This window comes from Streptococcus bouchesdurhonensis (assembly GCF_948472335.1).
Map to the genome: position 1 here is coordinate 37435 of NZ_CAOKTW010000013.1, position 21449 is coordinate 58883.

Genomic DNA, 21449 nt, shown 5'->3' on the forward strand with positions numbered 1-21449 from the left:
AACTATTCAAATTAATCTCCCCATGTAGACTCGAAATGACCCTTACGTTCTGCTTCTTCGGGTAACTTCATGTAATCACCGTATATTTTTGTTAAATATTCATCTGGGTTTGCATGGCAACTGATTTCCAAGTTCTCAAACTCTAATAATTGTGGTTCACCGAATACTTCTTTTCTAGCAAGTTCACGTTCTCTGTAGGAACCTAATACATTACCTACTATTGAACTAGTTTCAAAATCATATTGTTTAATTAGATTTTGTAATTTGTTGTTAATAGCGGTTGTTTTTAGAAGTTTATTTAGTTTCAAAACTTTTGATATACTCACAATTGCATTTTCAAAACTTCCCCGATCTCTGTCATGTAAACGATCGATTACAGAAATTTTAGAAAGTGCTCGATAGAGTTTAATTTTGTTTGTATGAATAAAATAATAAAAACGATCATCTGGATAACCATCCAGAGGGAAAATATCTATGAATGGACTACATAGTTCATCTCCAAATGGAATTTGTAAAGATGTATCCATAATAGAGGTATTACCTAAATTATCATCGTGAAGCCTCAAGATAACATGTTCTGGAAGTTCCTTTTTACAAATAGATATAAATTTTTCATAATCTTTTCGAGGCATCCCTAAATCCATATCATCATCCCAAGGAATAAATCCTTTATGACGAATTGCTCCTAGCAATGTTCCTCCCAAAGCATAATATCTTAAATCATGTTTACTACAAATAGCAATATAACTTTTCAATAAAGATAATTCTCCTAGTTGAATTTCCCTCACTTTATTCATAATTTTACTTCGCTCCATCCCTCATAAATACAACTTTAACTGTTTTTAGTAGAATTTCAATATCTTTCCAAATTGTCCAATCGTCTATATAAGCTACATCTAATTTAACAACTTCATCAAAATTCTTAATCTCACTTCTACCACTAACTTGCCAAAGTCCAGTGATACCTGGTTTAAAACTCAATCGACGTTTTTGTTCAGGTGTGTATGTCTCATATTCATCAACTGTTGGCGGTCTTGTTCCAACTAGACTCATATCCCCTTTCAAAACATTCCAAAATTGAGGGAGTTCATCCAAGCTAGTTTTACGGATAAAGCGCCCAATGTTTGTGATGCGAGGATCATTATCCATCTTAAACATACCACCCTGCATAGTATTTTTCTCCAACAATTCTCTCTTTTTATCCTCAGCATCAATACACATTGATCTAAATTTATAAAAAGTAAAATGTCGACCGTTTTTTCCTATACGTGTCTGGGCAAAAATAGCAGGCCCACCATCTTTTCTAATAGCTGGAACTAGAACTATACTGACTAAGCCACAAATCATTAAACCAAAAATAGAACCAATAATATCTATGACACGCTTAGCAATGACATGACTATTTTTATAAAATTTCGTCGAAAAGGTAATGACATTTAGACCAGCCATCCCACGGATTTTCTTGTCACGCCCTAGATTATGGTCAAAAGCATTTAGATTAACTGTTACATCAATTCCCATCGTTTCAAAACGAGAAATAAATTCACCAATATCATATTCTTCACTAGGAAGATTGATAAACACTTCGTCCACAACTTCGTGAGTTGCAAAATTTAAAATATCTTCGACTGGTACGACTGTAATAGTATCATGTTGGAAATTAGGTTTATCTAATACACTAACTGCCACCAGTTCTCCAAAGAAATCACCAGCATCAAGTAATTTATCCATCACTTTCTCAACTCTAGATGTTGCTGTAATCAAGAATAGTTTTTTACTCCATTTCAAATTAGGAAATATCCGTTTCGAATAATACTTGATAAAAATATTGACTAGATACATTAGAATCGAGTGTAAGGTTAAGAAATACACCATGCCTCGTCTAGAGATGCTAAAGCGTTCTTCTAAAAAGAAATTGGAAAGACTAATTGCCAACGCAAAGAAAATGATATATTTTGTCAAGCGAACAAGCTCACGTAAATATCCTCTTTTAAAAAAATCTTGACCGAAATCACTAAAATAAAATACTATGTAGTGGAGAATATATAGGACAATCATTGTTGTTGAAAGAATATCTGTCTCTTTAACAAAACTAAGAAAATACCCCAGTAACACTACTATAAAACTCTGGATTACTGCCAGAGATATTTTTATCCCTTTCTCTTCCATAACTACTTCCTAGTTTATTTTTTACTTTTTCCCATAATTGCCATAAGCTCCATAAGCTCCATAACCACCATAAGCTCCGTATTTTTCAACTTCGGTGTTGAATTTATTTAGAACTACACCTAAAAAAGGAGTCCCTGTTTGTTCTAACTGTTCCTTCGCCTTTAAGACATCACGTCGTTTTGTCTCTCCAGCTGCCGTAACCAAGATAAAAGCATCACATTTTTGTGTAATGATAGCGGCGTCAATAACCATCCCAATCGGTGCAGTATCCACAATGACATAGTCAAAATACTTACGTAGGGTATCAATCATGGTATGGAAATTTTCACTCTGCAGGAGGGCCGTTGGATTAGGTGATGTCGGTCCTGCCTGAATAACAAATAGGTTATCAATATTGGTATCACAGAGACCATTTGAAAGATCAGTAGTCCCTGCCAAAAAGTCAGTCAATCCAGTAATTTTTTCTCTTGACTTGAAGACACCAGACATAACTGAATTACGGATATCCGCATCTACTAGTAATGTTTTATAGCCTGCACGTGCGAAAGCCCAGGCGATATTAGTTGAAGTTGTAGATTTCCCTTCACCAGGTTTGACAGATGAGATGGCAAGAACTTTCAAATTATCACCACTCAATTGAATATTGGTGCGCAAAGCATTATAGTGTTCTTCAGCTTTTTTAGCAAAATCTAAACGCTTTTGTGCGATTTCTAATGTTGGCATATTTTCTCCCTTACTTTAACTTATCCAAATCTGGAACAATTCCTAAAAGTGCGACATGCATGACTTCTTCGACATCTTCTGGTCGCTTGACACGATCATCCAATAATTCAAACAATAAGACTGAAACAACCATTACTGCACCACCTACTAGGAAAGCAAGCGCAGTATTTCGACGAATATTAGGTGAGGATGGAGTTAGTGCCGGTCTCGCTTCCTCTAGTGTTGTCACATCAGATACACGAGTTACAGAAATGATTTTTTCCGATGCAACCTCACGAAGAGCATTGGCGATACGGCTCGCTTCTTCTGGCTGTGCATCTTTTACAGCAATTGACACGATACGAGTATCTACAGGCACTGTTACCTGAATCTTCTTGCTTAATGCCTTAACTGTTTTCTCTAGTTTAAGATTTGAAATGACTTTCTCCAGTACATCTTGCGAAAGGATAATTTCCTTATAGTCTTTTACCAGGTAAGTACCAGCCTGCAAATCCTGGTTGGTCAAACCTGCTTTTTCTGATTGATTTCGATTAACCACATAAATACGTGTTGTACTAGAGTACTCAGGTGTTAGTACAAAACTGCTTACACCGAAAGCTAGGACAGCTGCTACAATCGCAGTCAAGATGATAGCGATTTTCTTCTTCCAAAGGATTTTAAATAATTGGACAATGTCAATTGCGATTTCTTTATTTTCTTTCATGTCAACTCCTAAATAATTTGATCAGCTAAGATGATGCGAGGATTTTCGATAAATAATTCTCTCGCCTTTCTATCACCGTATTGTTTTGAAACGATCTCATAAGCTTCTTTCATGTAAGGTGGTCTTTGGTCTAAATTGTGCATATCACTAGCAACAAAATGTACCAAGTCACGCTCTAGAAAATAGCGAGCTCGTTTCTTCATAAATTTATATTTATCTCCAAATAACTTTGGTTTTAAAATACTTGAGCTATTGATTTGAGTGTAGCAACCCATATCAATCAACTCTTTTACCCGTTTTTCGTTATTTTCTAATTCATGATAACGTTCAATGTGGGCAACTACAGGCGTTATCCCAAGCATGAGAACATTGCTCAAGGCAGTATGGATTTCTCGATAAGAAGTAGCCATACTAAACTCAATGAGAGCATAGCGTGTCCCATTAAGACTTGGAATCACCTGTTTTTCTAACTTCTCAAGCACATCATGGGTATAATAAATTTCTGCCCCATAGAGAATGGTCAAGTCTGGAGCCACTTCCTTGGCTAGCTCCTTAACTTCTTGGAAATTTGTTGCTATTGTCTCCTCAGGAGTTTCAAACATCCCTTTTCGTCTATGCGATGTCGATACAATAGTCCTCACTCCTTGCCTATAGGCTTCCGTCAGAAGAGCCTTGCTTTCTTGCTTGGATTTTGGACCATCATCCACACCAAATACAATATGCGAATGAATATCAATCATTTTGTCTTATTTCCCTTCCATCACATCATTGATTGCAGCCTTGACTGACTCCAAACTGCTATCACTTATCTCCATCATATAGAGGTTACTATCAGGCATGGCATAGGATGGTAAATCCATGCGTCCTGTTCCTTTAAGATCTTGCGAATTAATCTTATACGTTCCACCACTTTCAAGTTGGGCATTGACCAAATTCATCATGGTTTCAAGTGGCATATTAGTTTGAATTGAATCTTGCAACCCTTTTATAATACCGTCATAATTTTTCAAAGCTTCTGTAGAGGTTAACTTTTGCAAAATAGCGACAATGACCTTTTGCTGGTTACGACCACGATCTCGATCTCCGTCTGCCAAAGAATAACGTTCACGCACAAATCCTAAAGCTTGTTCCGAATCAAGATGAACATTTCCTACGGGATAGAACTTCCCATTTGTATGAGCTGTAAATTCTTGGTCATTATAGACATCAACTCCACCAAGTAAATCAATCAATTTCAAGAAAGAGGTGAAATTCAAACGAGCATAATAGTTCAAGTCAATACCGTAGAGATTTTCCAGTGTATGAATGGAAGCATCTACCCCATAAATCCCCGCATGGGTCAACTTATCTTTTTGGTTATCGCCACCATCTGCAATTGGAACATAGGAATCACGAGGTGTCGTTGTCAAGAGAATCTTTTTAGTTTCGCGATTCACTGTCATAATGATATTGACGTCCGAACGAGAAACTGAACTGATTGGACCGTAAGTATCAATTCCACTGATATAAACGTTGAAACTGTTACCTTTGACATCTTTTGGAGTTTCAACCGTCTTGGTTAATTCTTTGGTATAGATTTTCTTAATTTTTGAAGCATAGTCAGGATATTCTGATTCGATAATATTTTCAAAGACACTGTTTAGAATGATTGCCTTTGTATCACCGGCTAGCAAGCTCTTATAGGCCGCAAGATAGGAGCTACTTTCTTCGACTGTCAATTCCTTATTTTGATTAGCCTTAAGATCATTCATCAACTGTTGGATATTATCCTTATCCGTCCCAGTAGGTCCCATCACACTGGTTACCTGACTGATATTCTCAATTGGACTATCTGCTAACACTGCAATACTCATCGAATAATTTGAGTAATTCGATGTTGCATTCAAACGACTGGTAAATCCAATGAACTGCCCTACAGCAAGGAGAGAAGTTCCGTTAATTAACACACCAAGTAGTAATAAAATCAGCGTTAGATTTTGAACTTTCTTGGACCGAATTAAAAAGAAGCACAAGATGGCTAAGGCTACAATTAAGACAGCAACCACTATATTGAGATATCGGAATGCTAGCATATTGTACTTGAAAATCAAAAACAATAAAAAGACTGCTAGTAATGCATAGATAGCTAGCAACCCCCAACTAATCACTATTTTTGTTTTACCCTGACGAGCTCGCTTCGAAGATCTACTCACGATATACCTCTATTATCAATTTTTATTTCATTTTATTATATCATAAAAAAATACACTTGTGAGATAAATCCGCTTAGGTAAGGCGTTTTCATCTTCTTTCCGAAACATTCTTTTTGATTTGCAAACAATTACATCAATAAATTTACTATATAAACATTAAAACAAGGTCCCTTACGGAACCTCGTTCATCTATTTAACATGATTTTCTGCTTCTTTTTGAGCTTTTTCGATTGCTTTTTTGCTTTCTTGCTCCCATTTGGCCTTAGCTTCTTCATACTGTTTGGTTGTCACAGTATCTTTTTGCAGTTTCATGTACTTGTAGTTATTGCCATCACCCTTGATGCCGACCAGTGAATACCCTCTTGTAAATGGCGTTACTTTGGTTACAGATGCTGTTCCACCACTTGACATAGCTGACATAATCAGAGAATTGTCAATCATCCAAGCCTGTGCTTCAGCATATTTTTCATATCGTTTGGCTACATCTTTATTTTCACTATCTGCATCTTTGAGCATCTTGGTGTAAGTATCAAGCCCCAAGCTAGCAATCTTAGCTTTATCTTCTTGAGCATCTAGACCAAAAATCTTGAGGTAGAACCCATCCTCTGCATTGAAAGGATTGAGATAAGTTGATGGATCTTGGTAGTCACCTACCCAACCATCAAAGTTCAAATCATAGTCACGATCAGCTGGTGTTGGTGCCAAGAAGGCTACGTTATTAAAATCATCTGTTGAAAGTTGCTGAACATCAATGACAATGTTATCAGCACCCAAAACTGATTCAAGTGTCTGCTTAACTGAGTTCATTCCTGTCACAGCATTTTTACTTGTTTGATCAACAGCCACATCCAAGTGAATAGGGAAAGTCACACCTTGACTTGCCAATTCTTTTTTAGCTTCCGCAAATTTTGCTTGGGCTTTTTCTTTGTTGAAATAGGCATCCTGAGCATCTGCCAAGTTAATACCTGACCATTCTGTGCTATAGTTGACCAATTTAGAAGCAACTACTTCTCCAAAGGTCTTGTCTCCAACTTGGACAAATGTTGGAGGCACTAGGGTGTTACGAAGGGTCTTGCTAGCCGCTTCTTCCCCATTTGACTGGGCAGAATAGGCTGTGCGATCCAAGGCAAAGTTCACTGCTTGACGGAAGTTCTTGTTCAAGACAGCTGTCTCAGTTGACTTCTTCTGCTCATCTGTCGTTTTAGCAGTGTGATTGTAGGCCTTACGGTTGACGTTGAAATTGAAATACCAAGAAGTCTTGTCCTGCAAGCTATAGACGATATTATCCTTATATTTTTCCTTAGTCTTAGCAAAGTTAGAACTATTTGGATAAACCCCAGCGATAGAATAGGCTCCACTTTCAAAGTTTCGGATGGTCAATTCTTGGTCTGAACCATCAAAATAGGCCAATTTCACGTGTTCAATTGATACTTTGTCATGATCATAGTAATGCGGATTCTTCACATACTCGATTGATGATTTTGATGTGAAATCTTTTAACAAATAAGGTCCGCTGTAAAGAATACTATCTGGAGATAGAGTACCAAAATCTTTCCCTTTTGAATTTAGAAACTCTTCGTTTACTGGGAAAAGAATACTGTTGGTTGTTTTTGAGTTCCAGTAAGGTTCTGGGCGTGCCAAAGTATACTCAACAGTCTGGTCGTCAATCGCCTTCACCCCAACCTTAGAAAAGTCAGAATCCGCTCCTGTAATATAATCATTCAAGCCTTTGATGGAATTTTGAATCAAGTCAATGGCCTGTGATTTATTGTCCACTGCGTACTTAATTCCTGTCACAAAATCCTGTGCCTTGACTGGGGCGTACTCTTCACCGTCGGCCGTGAACCATTTGGCATCTTTTCTCAATTTGTAGGTATAAGTCAGACCGTCGCTTGAAACAGACCAGTCTTCTGCCAAAGATGGAACTAGGTTCCCGTGATTATCATTTTCAAGCAAGCCATCAACTAGGTTGGTAATGATGGCTGTATTATCAGCGTAATAGTCTAATAGATAGTTAAATGTAGTTGGATTTCCACTAAAGGTTGATGAGTAAGTTTTTGTATCTGAACCTGATTGTCCGCAAGCAGCTAAAAGCAAAGCAGCCGCAACAGTCAGGCCTGCACTAAGGACACGCTTTTTTGTATTCATCTTCTTTCTCCTTTATGTTAGTTTTTATAACATAAGTTTATTTTACCAAAATAGTGGGAATTTGTAAAGTTAATTGAATTTTGAGAATGAAAGTTTATAAACCTTGGTTATAAAAAAAACAAAGGATTTCTGCCTTTCATACAGTCCTCCCTTGTTTTTATACGATTTCAATTTTAAATTTTTCTGTAAAAAATATTTATAGTAATTCCACACAGAAAGCATCCCATGGAGCCAAGATTTGTTTTTCAAAAACTTCTTGAGCCGTGGTATTTTCAATCAAGACAGATTTGACGTTTCCTTCTACTGTCAAGTCTTGCTCTTCATTGGACAAGTTGGCCACAACTAGGAAGCGACGGTCGCCATCTTTACGGATATAGGCAAAGACCTTGTCAGCTGTTTCCAATAGTTCAAAGTCAGCTCGAATCAGCCAGCTATTCTCCTTACGGATTTGAACCAGTTTCTGATAAGTATAGAAAATAGATTCTGGATTTGCCAGCGCTTTCTGAACGTTGATTACTTGATAGTTTGGATTCACTGCTAACCAAGGTTGACCTGTTGAGAAACCAGCGTTTTTGCTCTCGTCCCATTGCATAGGGGTACGGGCATTGTCACGTCCAATGACACGGATACTGTCCATGATTTCTTCCATCGGAACGCCTTTTTCAAGAGCCTCTCGCGCATAGTTGAGGGATTCAATATCTTCTACTTGATCCAGCGTTTCAAACGGATAATTTGTCATCCCAATTTCCTCACCTTGGTAGATATAAGGAGTCCCTCTCATGAGATGAAGCAAGATAGCAAAGGCTTTGGCAGATTTTTCACGGTATTCTTGGTCATTTCCCCAGATTGAGACGATACGAGGGAGGTCATGATTGTTCCAGAAGAGCGAATTCCAGCCGTCCTCAACGCCTAACTCTGTCTGCCATTTGTTGAAGATTTCTTTTAACTTAGCAATATTCAACTCTTTTTGATAATGCCATTTAGGTTGCCCTTCCTGATACTGAAGACCGATATGTTCAAACTGGAAGACCATAGACAATTCTTGTCCCTTTGGATCAGAGTAGAGCTTAGCGATCTCTGGAGTTGCTCCCCAAGTCTCTCCTACTGTCAAGAGATTCTTATCTCCAAAGGTCGCCTGATTCATCTCCTTGAGATAAGGGTGGAGCATAGGACCATTATTGACTACTTTCTCGTCAGGAATTTTCCCAATCATGTCAATGACATCCATGCGGAAACCGCCAATCCCTTTATCAATCCAAAAGTTCATCATCTCATAAATTTTCTGACGAAGTTTTTCATTTTCCCAGTTGAGATCTGGCTGTTTCTTACTGAAAAAGTGGAGATAGTACTGACCTGACTTTTCATCGTACTCCCAAGCAGACCCACTAAAGATAGACTCCAAATCGTTGGGTTCATCCCGCCAGATATAGTAGTCTCGTTCAGGGCTATCAGGATTTTCACAGGCCTCGACAAACCAAGCATGCTCATCTGAAGTATGATTGACCACTAAGTCCATGATGATACGAATATCACGTTTCTTAGCTTCCGCGATCAGTTGGTCCATATCCTCCATGGTCCCGAAAATAGCCGCAATCGCTTGATAATCAGCAATATCATAGCCATTATCATCCATAGGACTGTCATAAACAGGAGAAAGCCAAATCGCTGTAATTCCTAACTTGGCTAGATAGTCTAACTTACTGGTAATTCCTGGCAAATCGCCAATTCCATCTCCGTTGCTATCCATAAAGCTCTTAGGATAAACTTGATAGACTACGGCATTGTGCCACCATTTTTCTTGCATCTTCTTACCTCATTATTTTAATAATCTACAATCTATGATAGCGCTTTTTAAAATTTTATGCAAGCGTTTGCCTAATCTTTTTGATTCCTTTTTTAACTCCATAGTTTCCTAACTTCCAATTTTTTATTATAATAGAGGTCAGAGGTAAAAAAATGAAAAAACAAGCTTTTAGTTCTGAACAATATTTGAATCTACAGCGCGACCACATTTTGGAGCGCATTAACCAATTTGACGGCAAGCTCTACTTGGAGTTTGGTGGCAAAATGTTAGAAGATTTCCACGCTGCTCGTGTTCTTCCTGGTTATGAGCCTGACAACAAAATCAAGCTCTTGCAAGAATTGAAAGAGCAAGTCGAGGTTGTAATTGCCATTAATGCTAACAACATCGAACATTCCAAAGCACGTGGTGACTTGGGCATTTCTTATGACCAAGAAGTTCTTCGTTTGATTGATAAATTCAATGAATTGGGAATTTTTGTTGGCTCCGTTGTTATCACACAGTACGCTGGTCAACCAGCTGCAGATGCCTTCCGAAACCAGCTTGAGAAAAACGGAATTGATTCTTATCTTCATTATCCAATCAAAGGATATCCGACAGATATGGATCACATCATTTCTCCAGAAGGTATGGGGAAAAACGACTACATCAAAACCAGTCGTAACTTGATTGTCGTAACCGCTCCTGGACCTGGTTCTGGAAAATTGGCAACCTGTATGTCCAATATGTACCACGACCAAATCAATGGTATCAAGTCTGGTTACGCTAAATTTGAAACCTTCCCAGTTTGGAATCTTCCCCTTCATCACCCAGTCAACTTGGCTTACGAGGCTGCCACAGCTGACCTTGATGATGTCAACATGATCGACCCCTTCCATCTCCAAACCTATGGAGAAACCACTGTCAACTACAACCGTGATATCGAAATTTTTCCAGTGCTCAAGCGCATGTTGGAACGTATCCTAGGAGAGTCTCCATACGCTTCACCGACAGACATGGGGGTCAACATGGTTGGTTTCGCTATTACAGATGATGAAGCTGCTGTCGAAGCTTCTAAACAAGAAATCATCCGCCGTTACTATCAAACTGTTCTTGATTTTAAAGCCGAAAAAGTTGGCGAAGCTGCTGTCAAGAAAATCGAGTTGCTTATGAATGACCTCGGTATCACACCAGCAGACCGTGAGGTTGCTGTCGTTGCGCGTCAAAAAGCAGAAGAAACTGGCGGACCAGCCCTAGCCCTTGAATTGCCAACTGGGGAAATTGTTACTGGTAAGAACTCAGAGCTCTTTGGCCCTACAGCAGCTGCTCTTATCAACGCCATCAAGAAATCAGCTGACATCGCTAAAGAAGTAAAATTAATCGAGCCCGAAGTCGTCAAACCAATCCAAGGTCTTAAAATCGATCATCTGGGTAGCCGCAATCCACGCCTTCATTCAAATGAAATTTTGATTGCACTTGCTATCACAGCTACGGAAAATTCTGACGCTGCGCATGCCATGGAAGAACTTGGCAACCTCAAAGGAAGCGAAGCCCACTCAACCATCATCTTAACCGATGAAGATAAGAATGTCCTTCGTAAACTGGGTATCAATGTAACCTTTGACCCTTACTACCAATACGACCGCTTGTATCGTAAATAACGATTCAAACCTCTCCACCCTCGGAGAGGTTTTCTCTCTGTCTCAGGAGCCGTCTTTATGTTATAATGAAATTAGAAAACTGAAAGGATTTACCATGTCAAAAGAAGTTATTGTTGAAAGTTTTGAACTTGACCACACCATTGTTAAAGCACCCTATGTTCGCTTGATCGGGGAAGAAACAGGGCCAAAGGGAGATATCATCTCCAATTATGATATTCGTTTAGTGCAACCCAATGAAGATTCTATCCCTACTGCTGGCCTTCACACTATCGAGCACCTCTTGGCCAAACTCATACGTACCCGCATCGACGGCATGATTGACTGTTCACCTTTTGGTTGCCGCACAGGCTTCCACATGATTATGTGGGGGCGCCATACCAGCGCTGAAATCGCAGCTGTTATAAAGGATTCCCTCAAGGAAATCGCTGAGACTACTACTTGGGAAGACGTCCCTGGAACAACCATCGAATCTTGCGGCAACTACAAGGATCACAGCCTCTTTTCTGCTAAAGAATGGGCTAAACTCATCTTGGAACAAGGGATTTCAGATGATGCCTTTGAACGCCATGTCATCTAAACACAAAAAAGGAACCAGTTTTTCAGCTGGCTCCTTCTTTTTTATTCTCAAAATTCAGTCTTAGGCTTTTTCACGAATGACCAAAACACCATCTTCCATGTCAGCTTCTAGGTGTTTAGCATCAAGGTTATCCAAGTGGAAGTCTGTGACTTTGTCACGTATTTGTTGTTCAACCACACGACGGAGTGGACGAACACCCATGACTTCATCGTAGCCTTCCTCAGTCATGTATTCTTTAGCAACTTCGCTCACTGCCAAGTCAATGTCTTTCTTAGAAAGCGTCTTGTTAACTTCAACCAACATAAGGTCTACAATCTTAGAAAGATCTTCTTTGCTCAAGTGTGAGAATTCGATGACAGCATTGAAACGGTTAAGGAATTCTGGACGGAAGTAAGGTTTCAAACGATCCATCAATTCTGGTTTATCAGCATCTTCTGTCAAGTTAGCTTCGTAACCAAAGCCTGCGTTTGAAGTTGCGATAATCACTGTATTCTTGAAGTTGACAGTGTTACCTTGACCATCTGTCAAACGACCATCGTCCAAAACTTGAAGGAGAAGGGTGATGACTTGAGGGTCAGCCTTTTCAATTTCGTCGAGAAGGACGATTGAGTATGGATTGCGACGGACGCGTTCTGTTAAGGTATTGCTATTGTCATCATAACCCACATAACCTGCAGTTGTACCAATCAATTTAGATACGGCTGTACGGTCGCTGTATTCTGACATGTCCAAACGGATGATAGCATCTTTCGTTCCGAACATATCAAGAGCCAATTGTTTAGCCAACTCAGTCTTACCAACACCAGTAGGACCTACAAAGAGGAAGCTACCGATTGGACGGTTACCTTCATCAAAACCAGCACGGTTACGACGGATAGCTTTTGCTACTGCTTCAACGGCCTTATCTTGACCAATAACTTTCGTCTGCAAACGATGACCCATATCTTTCAAACGTTCGATGTCCGTAGCCCCCATTTGAGATACTGGAATACCCGTCATACGTTCTACAGATTCAGCCACATCGTTGACACTTGCAGTCACTTTCATATCTTCTGTATGGTTTTCGATTTTCTTTTCCAATTCTGCAATGCGTGTTTTATAGTTTAGAGCTGCTTCAAAATCTTCTGCCTCAACTGCTTTTTCTTGCTTGTCTTTTTCTGTCTCAATTTCACGTTCAACAGCATGAACATCTGTTACTGGATGCTGAGCTGCCAAGTGAGCTGCCGTTACATCGACAAGGTCAATAGCCTTATCTGGCAAGCTACGTTGTGGAATATATTGAACAGAGTAATCAACGGCAGCTTTTAAGACTTCATCTGGCAAAATAACATTGTGGTGTTGTTGATAAAGATCTCGAATACCTTGAAGAATCTTGAAAGTATCTTCAGCAGATGGAGCACTAACCTTCACTTCGTTGAAACGACGAGCAAGTGCTGCATTTTTCAAGATAGTATTACGGTATTCATCTTGAGTAGTTGCGCCAATCACTGTCAATTCTCCACGTGAAAGAGCTGGTTTCAAGATATCAGCAAGACCTTTAGACCCTTGACCATCACCTGTGCTACCAGCCCCAAGAATTTGGTGAATTTCGTCGAAGAAAAGGATAATATTTCCAGCTTCTTTGACTTCGTTTACCAAGTTTTGAATGTTTTCTTCAAAGCTACCACGGTATTGAGTACCAGCTTCAAGTCCAGAAATATCAATGGAAATAATTTCCTTGTTCTTAATAGCAGCTGGAACATCACCGTTCACAATGGCTTGTGCCAAGCCTTCGACAACGGCTGTCTTACCAACACCTGCGTCTCCGACTAAAACAGGATTATTCTTGGTACGGCGTGAGAGGATTTCAGATGTTTCTTGAATTTCCTTGTTTCGTCCGATAACAGGATCCAGCTTGCCCTCACGCGCTTCTGCAGTCAAGTTTCGACCTAGTTTAGCAAGGACACCGTCTTGTTTCATACTTGAAGCCTGTTTTGGCATTTGGCCATCAACTTCTGCACTTCCTGGTAATTGACCAGTTGCACGATAGTGAGCAAATTCCTCAGGTGTGACTTCACGTCCATTAATCAAGTAACGGCGATTTTCAGAACTATATCCTCGCATACCACCCATCAATTGGTTAAACAAATCATCCATGTTGTTAAAATTATTAAAGTTGTTGTTCATATTCTTTACCTCTTTTTGTTATTTATTATTACTGATATTGACTATCTTTGACCTTTTCTTTAAAAAATTTAGACTAGCTAAATCGCTACTCTACGTACTATTTCTGGTTTTTCTTTTTCAAGCAGGAGTAGACTATCTTTACTTCTGAAGATTTCTAGATTAAACATAGACCCCACCTCTTTCTATTTTACTTTAAATAAGTGTTCTAGTAAGGCTTTCATTTACCTTACGTTCATAATATACTACATTAGTCAGAAAAGGTCAAGGATTTTGACTTTAATTGACCAATATTTTTTAAAAAGTAAAAACACCCTGAAACATCAGGGTGCCATTCTTACATCAAATATAAAATTGCTAGGGTCAGGAGACTTGCTAGAAGCCCTACTCCCCAAAAGAAGAAGTCAACCTTCCACTCGCTCCAAGGATTTCCTTTACCAGACAATCCTCCAAGCTCAAAATGGTGATGCACAGGCGTCATACGGAAAATACGTTTACCACCAGTCATTTTGAAATAGCCGACTTGCATCATGACCGAAGTTGTTTCAAAGACATAAACAATTCCGATAATCAATAGAGTCCATTCTTGGTGGAGAGCCATAGAGATAGCTGCCAGCATTCCACCGAGAGCCAAACTTCCCACATCTCCCATAAAGACCTTGGCAGGCTTATGGTTAAAGACAAAGAAAGCAAGCAAACCACCGATCATGGCAAGAATCACTAGAAGGATATCCATCTGACCTTGCACATAGGCAATAACTCCATAGGCAGACAAACTAATCACAACTGAAATACTAGCCAGGCCGTCAATACCGTCTGTCAAGTTTACTGCGTTTGAAAAACCGACTAGCCAGAAAAGAGCGAAGACAATATAGAAAATTCCTAGATGCACTTGGTAACCAAAGACAGAAAGCATATCTCCACCGCGCTCATAGAAAAGGTAGAAAATGACACCACCTAGAAGCTGAAGAGCCAATTTCTGCTTGGGATTAAGACCCTCATTGATTTTACGAAAGACCTTGAGAAAGTCATCTAAAAATCCGATTAAGCCATAAAGAACCAAGATAAATAAAATCATACCGACATTATTGCTGAGTTGATTACTAAATAGGGCGAAAAAGAAAGCAACTAAAACAGAAGCAATTAAGAAAACCAAACCTCCCATTGTAGGAGTCCCAGCTTTTGCCTGGTGCTGTTTGACATCCTCATGCATCTGCTGGCCTGTAATTTGCGCCTTTCTATAAAATTGGATAAAGGCCGGAATTCCTACTAAAGTTAGTAAAAATGTCACAATTCCAGCACTGATAGAAATAAACATATTAGTCTCCTAAAGTTAATTTAATTTTTTTAATGTTTTTGATAGCTGTATTAGTCCGAACATCTTGCTTCTGAACAACAGAACCTGAACCTTCAAATTCCAGCTCAATATCCAACCATTTAGCAAAGGTCTCGGCAGTCTCTTTTTTCCAGCCATACATGTCTGGAATTTCTTCTACCTTATCCGATAAAAGGAGAACTTGTTGGTTTGGTGCAAGATTGGTCCCTTCTTCTACAGATGATTCTTTAATCTTTGTTCCAGTACCTACAACAATTGGTTGCACAATATTTCGGCGTAAGGCTTCCGCCAAATCACCAGGTGAAATATCCTTGATGCTAGGCATTGCATAAGAAGACTCTGTCGTCACTTGATCTAAATTCTTAGCAGGAGATTGAAGATTGAGAGATTCTTTCATAGCTGAAGCTCTTTCAAGAATTGGGTTGGCAAATTCTCCCAATTGGATACCTGAATAATGTTCAGGCTGTTGAACCGTTACATACAAGATAAAATCAGGATTTTCAGCAGGGTTCATAGCCACAACCGAGAAAATGTAGTTGGTAGAACCAACCAAGTAGCCTCCATTTTTCTCGTCAGCGATTTGGGCTGTACCAGACTTGAGGGCTACATTTTGACCTGGAACATTGACAGTTGCTTTTCCTGTACTATGATTGTACATAGTTCCATATCTAGGATCCGTTCCTACCAAGACCATGTGAGTACGAGTTTGGCTAGCTGCATCTTTCGAAACGGGATTTCCTACGATTTCTTTTTGAGATTTACGAACGGTTTGATCATTTGGATCATACAAGGCCGTAATAAATTTAGGCTCTAACATGACGCCATCATTGGCAATGGCTGTAAAGGCACGAATCATTTGCGTCTGAGTTACTGAAATCCCTTGTCCAAATGAACTCTGAGCAATATTAACAATATTGTCAGCTGGAAGTTGTCCTGCATATTCATCTGTCAAACCAAAACGAGTTGGAACCCCAAATTTAAAGCGGTTTAGATAATCCAACCACGTAGCATCACCCATTTTCTGCTCAAGAAGTGTCATCCCAATATTACTTGAGTGAGCAAATCCTTGAGAAAATGTCATCATACCACCACCGGTCAAACCTTCATTAACGTCCCAATCTCGAATCGTCGCATCCGCTATTTTTAATTCACTGCTATTGAAGTATTCTCCACCTGGGAAGGTATTGTTATCAATAGAAGAAGCTAACGTCATGACCTTCATGGTTGATCCTGGTTCATAGTTACTTTGATAAAGAATATCACGCCAAACAAAGTCCTCAGTGATTCCTTCTTTAGTATCTGCATTAAAGGTAGGTCGTTGGGTGGTAGCGAGGATTTCACCGGTCTTTGCACTGACCAAGGTCGCGGTCATATACTTACCTTTTACTTTTTGTAGAAAGGCATCCATCTGAGTTTCCATGAAAGATTGGAGCGGGCTAGACAATGTTGTATAAACATCCTTGCCATCCACAGTTTGTTGCGATACCTGTTCTGTACCTGGTACGATATTTCCTACACGGTCTTTTTCATAGGTAATAATACCGTCTGTCCCCGCAAGAATGGTATTTAACGAACTCTCTAGACCAGAGGTTCCTAATAAACTCTTACTGCCGTCCTCATTTTCATGGAGTTGGGCTAAACCAATAAAACTAGAAGCAAATTGTCCATTTGGGTAGCTTCTGTTAGGGCTAGTTGTAAAGTCAATCCCTTCCACACTAGCATCTTTCAAATCTTTTTTAATAGCCATCATATTGGCATAGGTAATCCCATTTCCTTTTGCTCCAAAAGAAACTTGGGTCAGATTTGGTTGAGCTAATTGCTCTTTCACATAAGCTTCATCCATATCCAAATACTTATGGAAGACTTCAGCTACCTTATTAAACTGCGAATCCTCTACATAAAGAATTTTACCCGTTGCTGACTTGTATTTTTTATCAATAACAGCATAGACGTTATAAGAGGTCGCATCTTCAGCGATAGGCACTCCATTTCGGTCATAGATCGTCCCACGTTTGGCAGGTACTGTTCGAGTTGTTTGGTGAACCTTTTTAGCCTCTTTTACCAAGTCGGTACCAAATATATTACCTTTTGCGATAATATAAGCAAAATTGGCCAAAAAGAGGGCGAAAAGGGCAACAGCTACAAAGCTGAGGTACTTGCCAACTATCCTACGGTTTTTTGCTGGAGATTTACGATTTTTTATCGCAAATCGAGTTATTTTTTCTGTCCATTTCATATCTTACTCCGCTGTTCGGATATTTTCATTATTCAATTTCAAATCTTTTTTATCTGCAATCTCTTTCAAGCGCTCTGAACGAATCAATTCATTCACTTCCTGCTTAGCATCATCGAGCTCTGTCTTCTTTTCCTCTATCTGCGCATTGATTTTTGTCAAATCACTTTGCACTTGCAAGAGTCGTGTCTGCATAAAGATAATGCTCACTGCTAAAACGAGTGCCGTAAAAGCGATGGAAAGATAAAAAGCCTTCTCCACACGTGAGAATTTTTTTATACGATTCTGCAAGAATTGACTGGTTGTTTCTTTCTTATCTAGCATTTTTTCCTCTTACTTGTGAATTTTTCTGGCCACGCGCAACTTGGCAGAGTGCGAGCGGTTATTGGCTTCTAATTCTTCTGCACTTGGCAAGATTGGCTTACGGGATACCAATTCCATCTTGGGCTTGAGATCATCTGGAATGAAAGGTAAACCTTTGGGAACTTCAACCGTTGAAGCTTCCTTGAACAATTGCTTGGTCAAGCGGTCTTCCAAGGAATGAAAGGTAATCACTGAAATTCTACCATCTAGAGCCAACATCTCCATAGCCTGCTGGATAGATTCATCTGCCGCTCCCAGTTCATCATTGACTTCAATTCGAATAGCCTGGAAAATCTGCTTGGCAGGATGGCCCTTCTTCTTGAGCTCCTTAGCAGGCTTAGCCGACTTGATAATCTCTGCCAACTCAGTCGTTGTCTCGATTGGCTTGACTTCACGTGCTTGTTCAATCTTACGCGCAATCTGTTTAGAAAATTTATCCTCACCATACTTGAAGAAAATACGAACCAAGTCATGATAGTCATAGTGGTTCACCACTTCATAGGCTGTCAGACTAGCTTCCTGATTCATACGCATGTCCAGTGGCGCATCCTTTTTATAAGAAAAACCACGCTCACGCTGGTCCAACTGAGGACTAGACACTCCCAAGTCATAACAAATTCCATCAATTTCCTGAACACCAGCTTCGCGCAAACGTGCCTGTAAATGACGGAAGTTATCCTTTATAAAAGTCACCATCCCCTTCTCAATATAGGGAGCCAAGCGTTTTTGCGCATTGTCAATGGCATTCTGGTCCTGGTCAAAGGCATAGAGATGGCCTTTTTCACTTAATTTACTTAATAAATATTCGCTATGGCCCGCTCCACCTAAAGTCGCATCAACGTAGATACCGTCAGGCTTTACGTCGAGCATATCAATCGTTTCGTGGAGTAAGACCGTTACATGATGAAATTCTTTTGTCATATCCTATCTATTTTACCATAAATCCGACTAGCTTGCACTAGTCAGACAAATAGGGCAAAAACAAGTAAGATTTCTTTAAGAAATATGTCAAATATGCTTGACATTCACTCCATAGAAGAATATAATATAGTCAAATATATACGACATAAAGCAGAAAGGAGTCCAGATGAATCGTGTGAAAGAATTTCGCAAGGAACTAGGCATTTCTCAGCTCGAGCTAGCCAAGGATATCGGTGTCTCGAGACAAACCATCAATATGATTGAGAACGACAAGTACAATCCAACCCTGGAACTCTGTCTCAATCTCGCCCGCAGCCTCCAAACTGACCTCAATAGTCTCTTTTGGGAGGATAATTTTTAAAAAAGGAGCCAACTCATGAAAAAAGAAACCTTCACTGAAAAACTCATCAAACGCACATACGGTATCTCTGGTCCCCTTGACGAATACAAACGGCGTGAGGCCGATCGTATTGGGAACCAAGTCTTTATCATCCTCTTTTATCTGATGATTTTCGGAAATCTTATTCCACTCCTTCTGGCCTATAAATACCCTCAAGAAGTGGCTCTAATCTATCCTCCTCTGATTCTAGTGATTGCCCTCATCGCTGCTGGCTATGTCACCTACCAAATGAAAAAAACAGGGATTACAGCTATTGATCCAGATATGCTGAATGAGAAAGAAAGCAAGCAACTATACTACCCAGGTCTTAAAGCAGGTTTGTTCTTTGGTCTATGGATGTTTTTTATAACTCCTCTTCTCAGTATACTCATAGGTGAAGGTCAGGACTATTTTCATTCTCTCCTAACTATAAGAAATGGTGTATCAAGCATTCTCGGTTCTATCTTCTTCGGAGCGAGCATACAGTTCCTCATCTCCCGTCGCATTGCAAAAACTAAAAAAGAGCAAGATGAGGATTAGGAGGTGCCCTATGAAATCACTAGTAACTTTACTTACCTATCATCTTTTGTTTGCTTCTCTACTCACCTTCATCATCGTTTCAGGGAACTTGCCAATCTACGATATAGTCCTCCTTCCAGTCTTTGTTCCAGCACTCAACAAAGGATTGACTTATCTAAAGATAGATTCCCAAAAAACGCGCATACTCAACCTAGCACTATGCTTTATGATTCTATCCTTTCTATCCTTACCACAGCTGACGCTCATTTCAATCAATTGGAAATATTATATTCTGCTAACTATCGCTATCCTTTCTTCTATTACTTATCTTTATTATCTCTATCAATTCGTAAAAGAAACAAAATAGCATCGTTCATTTAGGAGAAATCACCCATGAAAAAAGAAGACTTAACAACTCGCCTACTTCGAAATTTCTTTCATATCCAAGGGCCTTTTGATGAATGCCGTCAAGAGGTTATCTACAAGGCTTGCGCCCGTTCCATGATCCAAATCTTTTACTCTTCCTTCATTCTCTTCCTATTCTATATTTTGTTCGGAAGCTTTATAGAAATTGTTCGAAATGTTATGCCCTACATCTATTTTGGACTCATTTTGTTCATGAGTATAAAAGCTCAAAAAGCCGTCCAAGAGCTTCATCTTGAAAAGGATGACAAATCAGAAATCATTCTCAAAACCTACAGCAAAGCCCAAATCAAATTCCGAAGCTGGATTGTGTTTATCGGTATTCAGATTGGCTTCTTTACCTTACTCATCTTTCATAAAGTCTTCGTTCAGCAGATGTCCCTTTCAGATTTTGGAAAGTTGCTCATGCAATTCGATAAAAGTGTTCCTTTCCTGATGTATAGCCTGATTATCGGAAGCATTTTTGGAACCCTGACCTACGGATTTCTATCACTACAGGAGGAGAAAACTCCTAAAAATACCAAACAGAAGGAGAAAAGCAAGCAATGACTTCACTATACGATTTTTCAGTCTTGAACCAAGACAATCAAGAAACTCCACTAGAGACCTATCGTGGTAAGGTTCTCTTGGTTGTCAACACTGCTACTGGATGTGGTTTAACGCCCCAGTACCAAGGACTTCAAGAACTCTATGATTGCTATTAAGAACAAGGTTTTGAGATTTTAGACTTCCCTTGCAATCAGTTTATGGGACAAGCACCAGGCAGCGCAGAGGAAATCAACACCTTCTGTAGCCTACATTATCAGACCACCTTCCCACGTTTTGCCAAGATAAAGGTCAACGGTAAGGAAGCAGATCCTCTCTATGTTTGGTTGAAAGAACAAAAATCTGGCCCACTGGGAAAACGAGTCGAATGGAATTTCGCTAAGTTTCTCATCAGTCGTGATGGGCAGGTTTTTGAACGCTTCTCTTCAAAAACAGACCCAAAACAAATTGAAGAGGCGATACAAAAATTACTATAATTTCACAATCTCACTATTATTAGTTCTCCTTTAGCCTAAGAATAGTGGGATTTTTTGATGGGCTTTGACTTGAATAGAAAAACACCCCATGATATGAGCCATGAAGTGTTGTAAAAATGATACATTTACAGCAGACT

19 protein-coding genes and 1 pseudogene are annotated in these 21449 nt (G+C 39.4%); 7 read left to right on the forward strand and 13 right to left on the reverse strand.

The genetic code is table 11. The annotated features are described in order from the left end of the window. Nucleotides 1-11 precede the first annotated feature (11 nt). The 8 genes from QMQ21_RS17205 to QMQ21_RS17240 all read right to left on the reverse strand — a co-directional run bounded on the left by QMQ21_RS17205 (nucleotide 12) and on the right by QMQ21_RS17240 (nucleotide 9739). Nucleotides 12-797: a LicD family protein gene (locus QMQ21_RS17205; RefSeq protein WP_345774415.1), complete on the reverse strand. Its 786-nt coding sequence runs from the start codon at nucleotides 795-797 to the stop codon at nucleotides 12-14. 4 nt (nucleotides 798-801) lie between these two features. After that, entirely contained in the window at nucleotides 802-2169 is a 1368-nt protein-coding gene (locus tag QMQ21_RS17210; RefSeq protein WP_237447058.1) for a sugar transferase, read from the reverse strand. A 21-nt stretch (nucleotides 2170-2190) separates the two neighbouring features. Next, nucleotides 2191-2892 (reverse strand): tyrosine-protein kinase, encoded by a 702-nt coding sequence (locus QMQ21_RS17215; protein WP_261814870.1) that lies wholly within the window; start codon nucleotides 2890-2892, stop codon nucleotides 2191-2193. 10 nt (nucleotides 2893-2902) lie between these two features. After that, the gene (locus QMQ21_RS17220; RefSeq protein ID WP_203212666.1) at nucleotides 2903-3595 is read right to left on the reverse strand and encodes a CspC family polysaccharide chain length determinant protein; all 693 of its coding nucleotides are present in this window, start codon (nucleotides 3593-3595) and stop codon (nucleotides 2903-2905) included. An 8-nt stretch (nucleotides 3596-3603) separates the two neighbouring features. Next, nucleotides 3604-4335 (reverse strand): capsular polysaccharide biosynthesis protein Cps4B, encoded by a 732-nt coding sequence (cps4B, locus tag QMQ21_RS17225; protein ID WP_237447059.1) that lies wholly within the window; start codon nucleotides 4333-4335, stop codon nucleotides 3604-3606. A 6-nt stretch (nucleotides 4336-4341) separates the two neighbouring features. Next, nucleotides 4342-5787: an LCP family glycopolymer transferase CpsA gene (gene cpsA, locus QMQ21_RS17230; protein ID WP_261017772.1), complete on the reverse strand. Its 1446-nt coding sequence runs from the start codon at nucleotides 5785-5787 to the stop codon at nucleotides 4342-4344. A gap of 189 nt (nucleotides 5788-5976) precedes the next feature. Then, nucleotides 5977-7935: a peptide ABC transporter substrate-binding protein gene (locus QMQ21_RS17235; protein ID WP_261814871.1), complete on the reverse strand. Its 1959-nt coding sequence runs from the start codon at nucleotides 7933-7935 to the stop codon at nucleotides 5977-5979. Nucleotides 7936-8131: 196 nt separating this feature from the next. Continuing rightward, nucleotides 8132-9739, reverse strand: a complete 1608-nt coding sequence (locus tag QMQ21_RS17240; protein WP_261814872.1) for a glycoside hydrolase family 13 protein — start codon at nucleotides 9737-9739, stop codon at nucleotides 8132-8134. 152 nt (nucleotides 9740-9891) lie between these two features. On the opposite strand from QMQ21_RS17240, the gene QMQ21_RS17245 reads away from it, so the two are divergent. After that, nucleotides 9892-11376, forward strand: coding sequence for a DUF1846 domain-containing protein (locus QMQ21_RS17245; RefSeq protein WP_261814873.1), 1485 nt, complete (start codon nucleotides 9892-9894; stop codon nucleotides 11374-11376). Nucleotides 11377-11470: 94 nt separating this feature from the next. Further along, the gene (locus QMQ21_RS17250; protein WP_000032547.1) at nucleotides 11471-11953 is read left to right on the forward strand and encodes an S-ribosylhomocysteine lyase; all 483 of its coding nucleotides are present in this window, start codon (nucleotides 11471-11473) and stop codon (nucleotides 11951-11953) included. A 60-nt stretch (nucleotides 11954-12013) separates the two neighbouring features. On the opposite strand, the gene QMQ21_RS17255 is transcribed toward QMQ21_RS17250, so the two are convergent. From QMQ21_RS17255 to rsmH, 5 genes are all read right to left on the reverse strand, one after another. Then, a complete protein-coding gene (locus QMQ21_RS17255; protein WP_261814874.1) occupies nucleotides 12014-14119 on the reverse strand; it encodes an ATP-dependent Clp protease ATP-binding subunit in 2106 nt (701 codons plus the stop codon). 334 nt (nucleotides 14120-14453) lie between these two features. Continuing rightward, complete coding sequence (gene mraY, locus QMQ21_RS17260; protein ID WP_020903426.1) at nucleotides 14454-15434, reverse strand: phospho-N-acetylmuramoyl-pentapeptide-transferase; 981 nt, start codon at nucleotides 15432-15434, stop codon at nucleotides 14454-14456. A gap of 1 nt (nucleotide 15435) precedes the next feature. Then, the gene (gene pbp2x / locus QMQ21_RS17265; protein ID WP_020903427.1) at nucleotides 15436-17688 is read right to left on the reverse strand and encodes a penicillin-binding protein PBP2X; all 2253 of its coding nucleotides are present in this window, start codon (nucleotides 17686-17688) and stop codon (nucleotides 15436-15438) included. A gap of 3 nt (nucleotides 17689-17691) precedes the next feature. Next, nucleotides 17692-18009, reverse strand: a complete 318-nt coding sequence (gene ftsL / locus QMQ21_RS17270) for a cell division protein FtsL (RefSeq protein WP_120770586.1) — start codon at nucleotides 18007-18009, stop codon at nucleotides 17692-17694. Between the two features lie 9 nt (nucleotides 18010-18018). Continuing rightward, entirely contained in the window at nucleotides 18019-18969 is a 951-nt protein-coding gene (rsmH, locus tag QMQ21_RS17275; protein ID WP_049551041.1) for a 16S rRNA (cytosine(1402)-N(4))-methyltransferase RsmH, read from the reverse strand. Between the two features lie 166 nt (nucleotides 18970-19135). Between rsmH and QMQ21_RS17280 the strand changes: the two genes are divergently transcribed. The 5 genes and pseudogenes from QMQ21_RS17280 to QMQ21_RS17300 all read left to right on the forward strand — a co-directional run bounded on the left by QMQ21_RS17280 (nucleotide 19136) and on the right by QMQ21_RS17300 (nucleotide 21312). Further along, a complete protein-coding gene (locus QMQ21_RS17280; RefSeq protein WP_001082471.1) occupies nucleotides 19136-19330 on the forward strand; it encodes a helix-turn-helix transcriptional regulator in 195 nt (64 codons plus the stop codon). A gap of 15 nt (nucleotides 19331-19345) precedes the next feature. Next, entirely contained in the window at nucleotides 19346-19888 is a 543-nt protein-coding gene (locus QMQ21_RS17285; RefSeq protein ID WP_004256387.1) for a DUF3278 domain-containing protein, read from the forward strand. A gap of 10 nt (nucleotides 19889-19898) precedes the next feature. Continuing rightward, on the forward strand, nucleotides 19899-20234 hold the full coding sequence (locus QMQ21_RS17290) for a hypothetical protein (protein ID WP_261814875.1): 336 nt from the start codon (nucleotides 19899-19901) through the stop codon (nucleotides 20232-20234). Between the two features lie 26 nt (nucleotides 20235-20260). Next, on the forward strand, nucleotides 20261-20839 hold the full coding sequence (locus tag QMQ21_RS17295) for a DUF3278 domain-containing protein (RefSeq protein ID WP_247939360.1): 579 nt from the start codon (nucleotides 20261-20263) through the stop codon (nucleotides 20837-20839). After that, nucleotides 20836-21312 (forward strand): annotated as a pseudogene (locus tag QMQ21_RS17300) (glutathione peroxidase). Before QMQ21_RS17295 ends, QMQ21_RS17300 begins: the two are co-directional and overlap by 4 nt. Nucleotides 21313-21449: the final 137 nt, after the last annotated feature.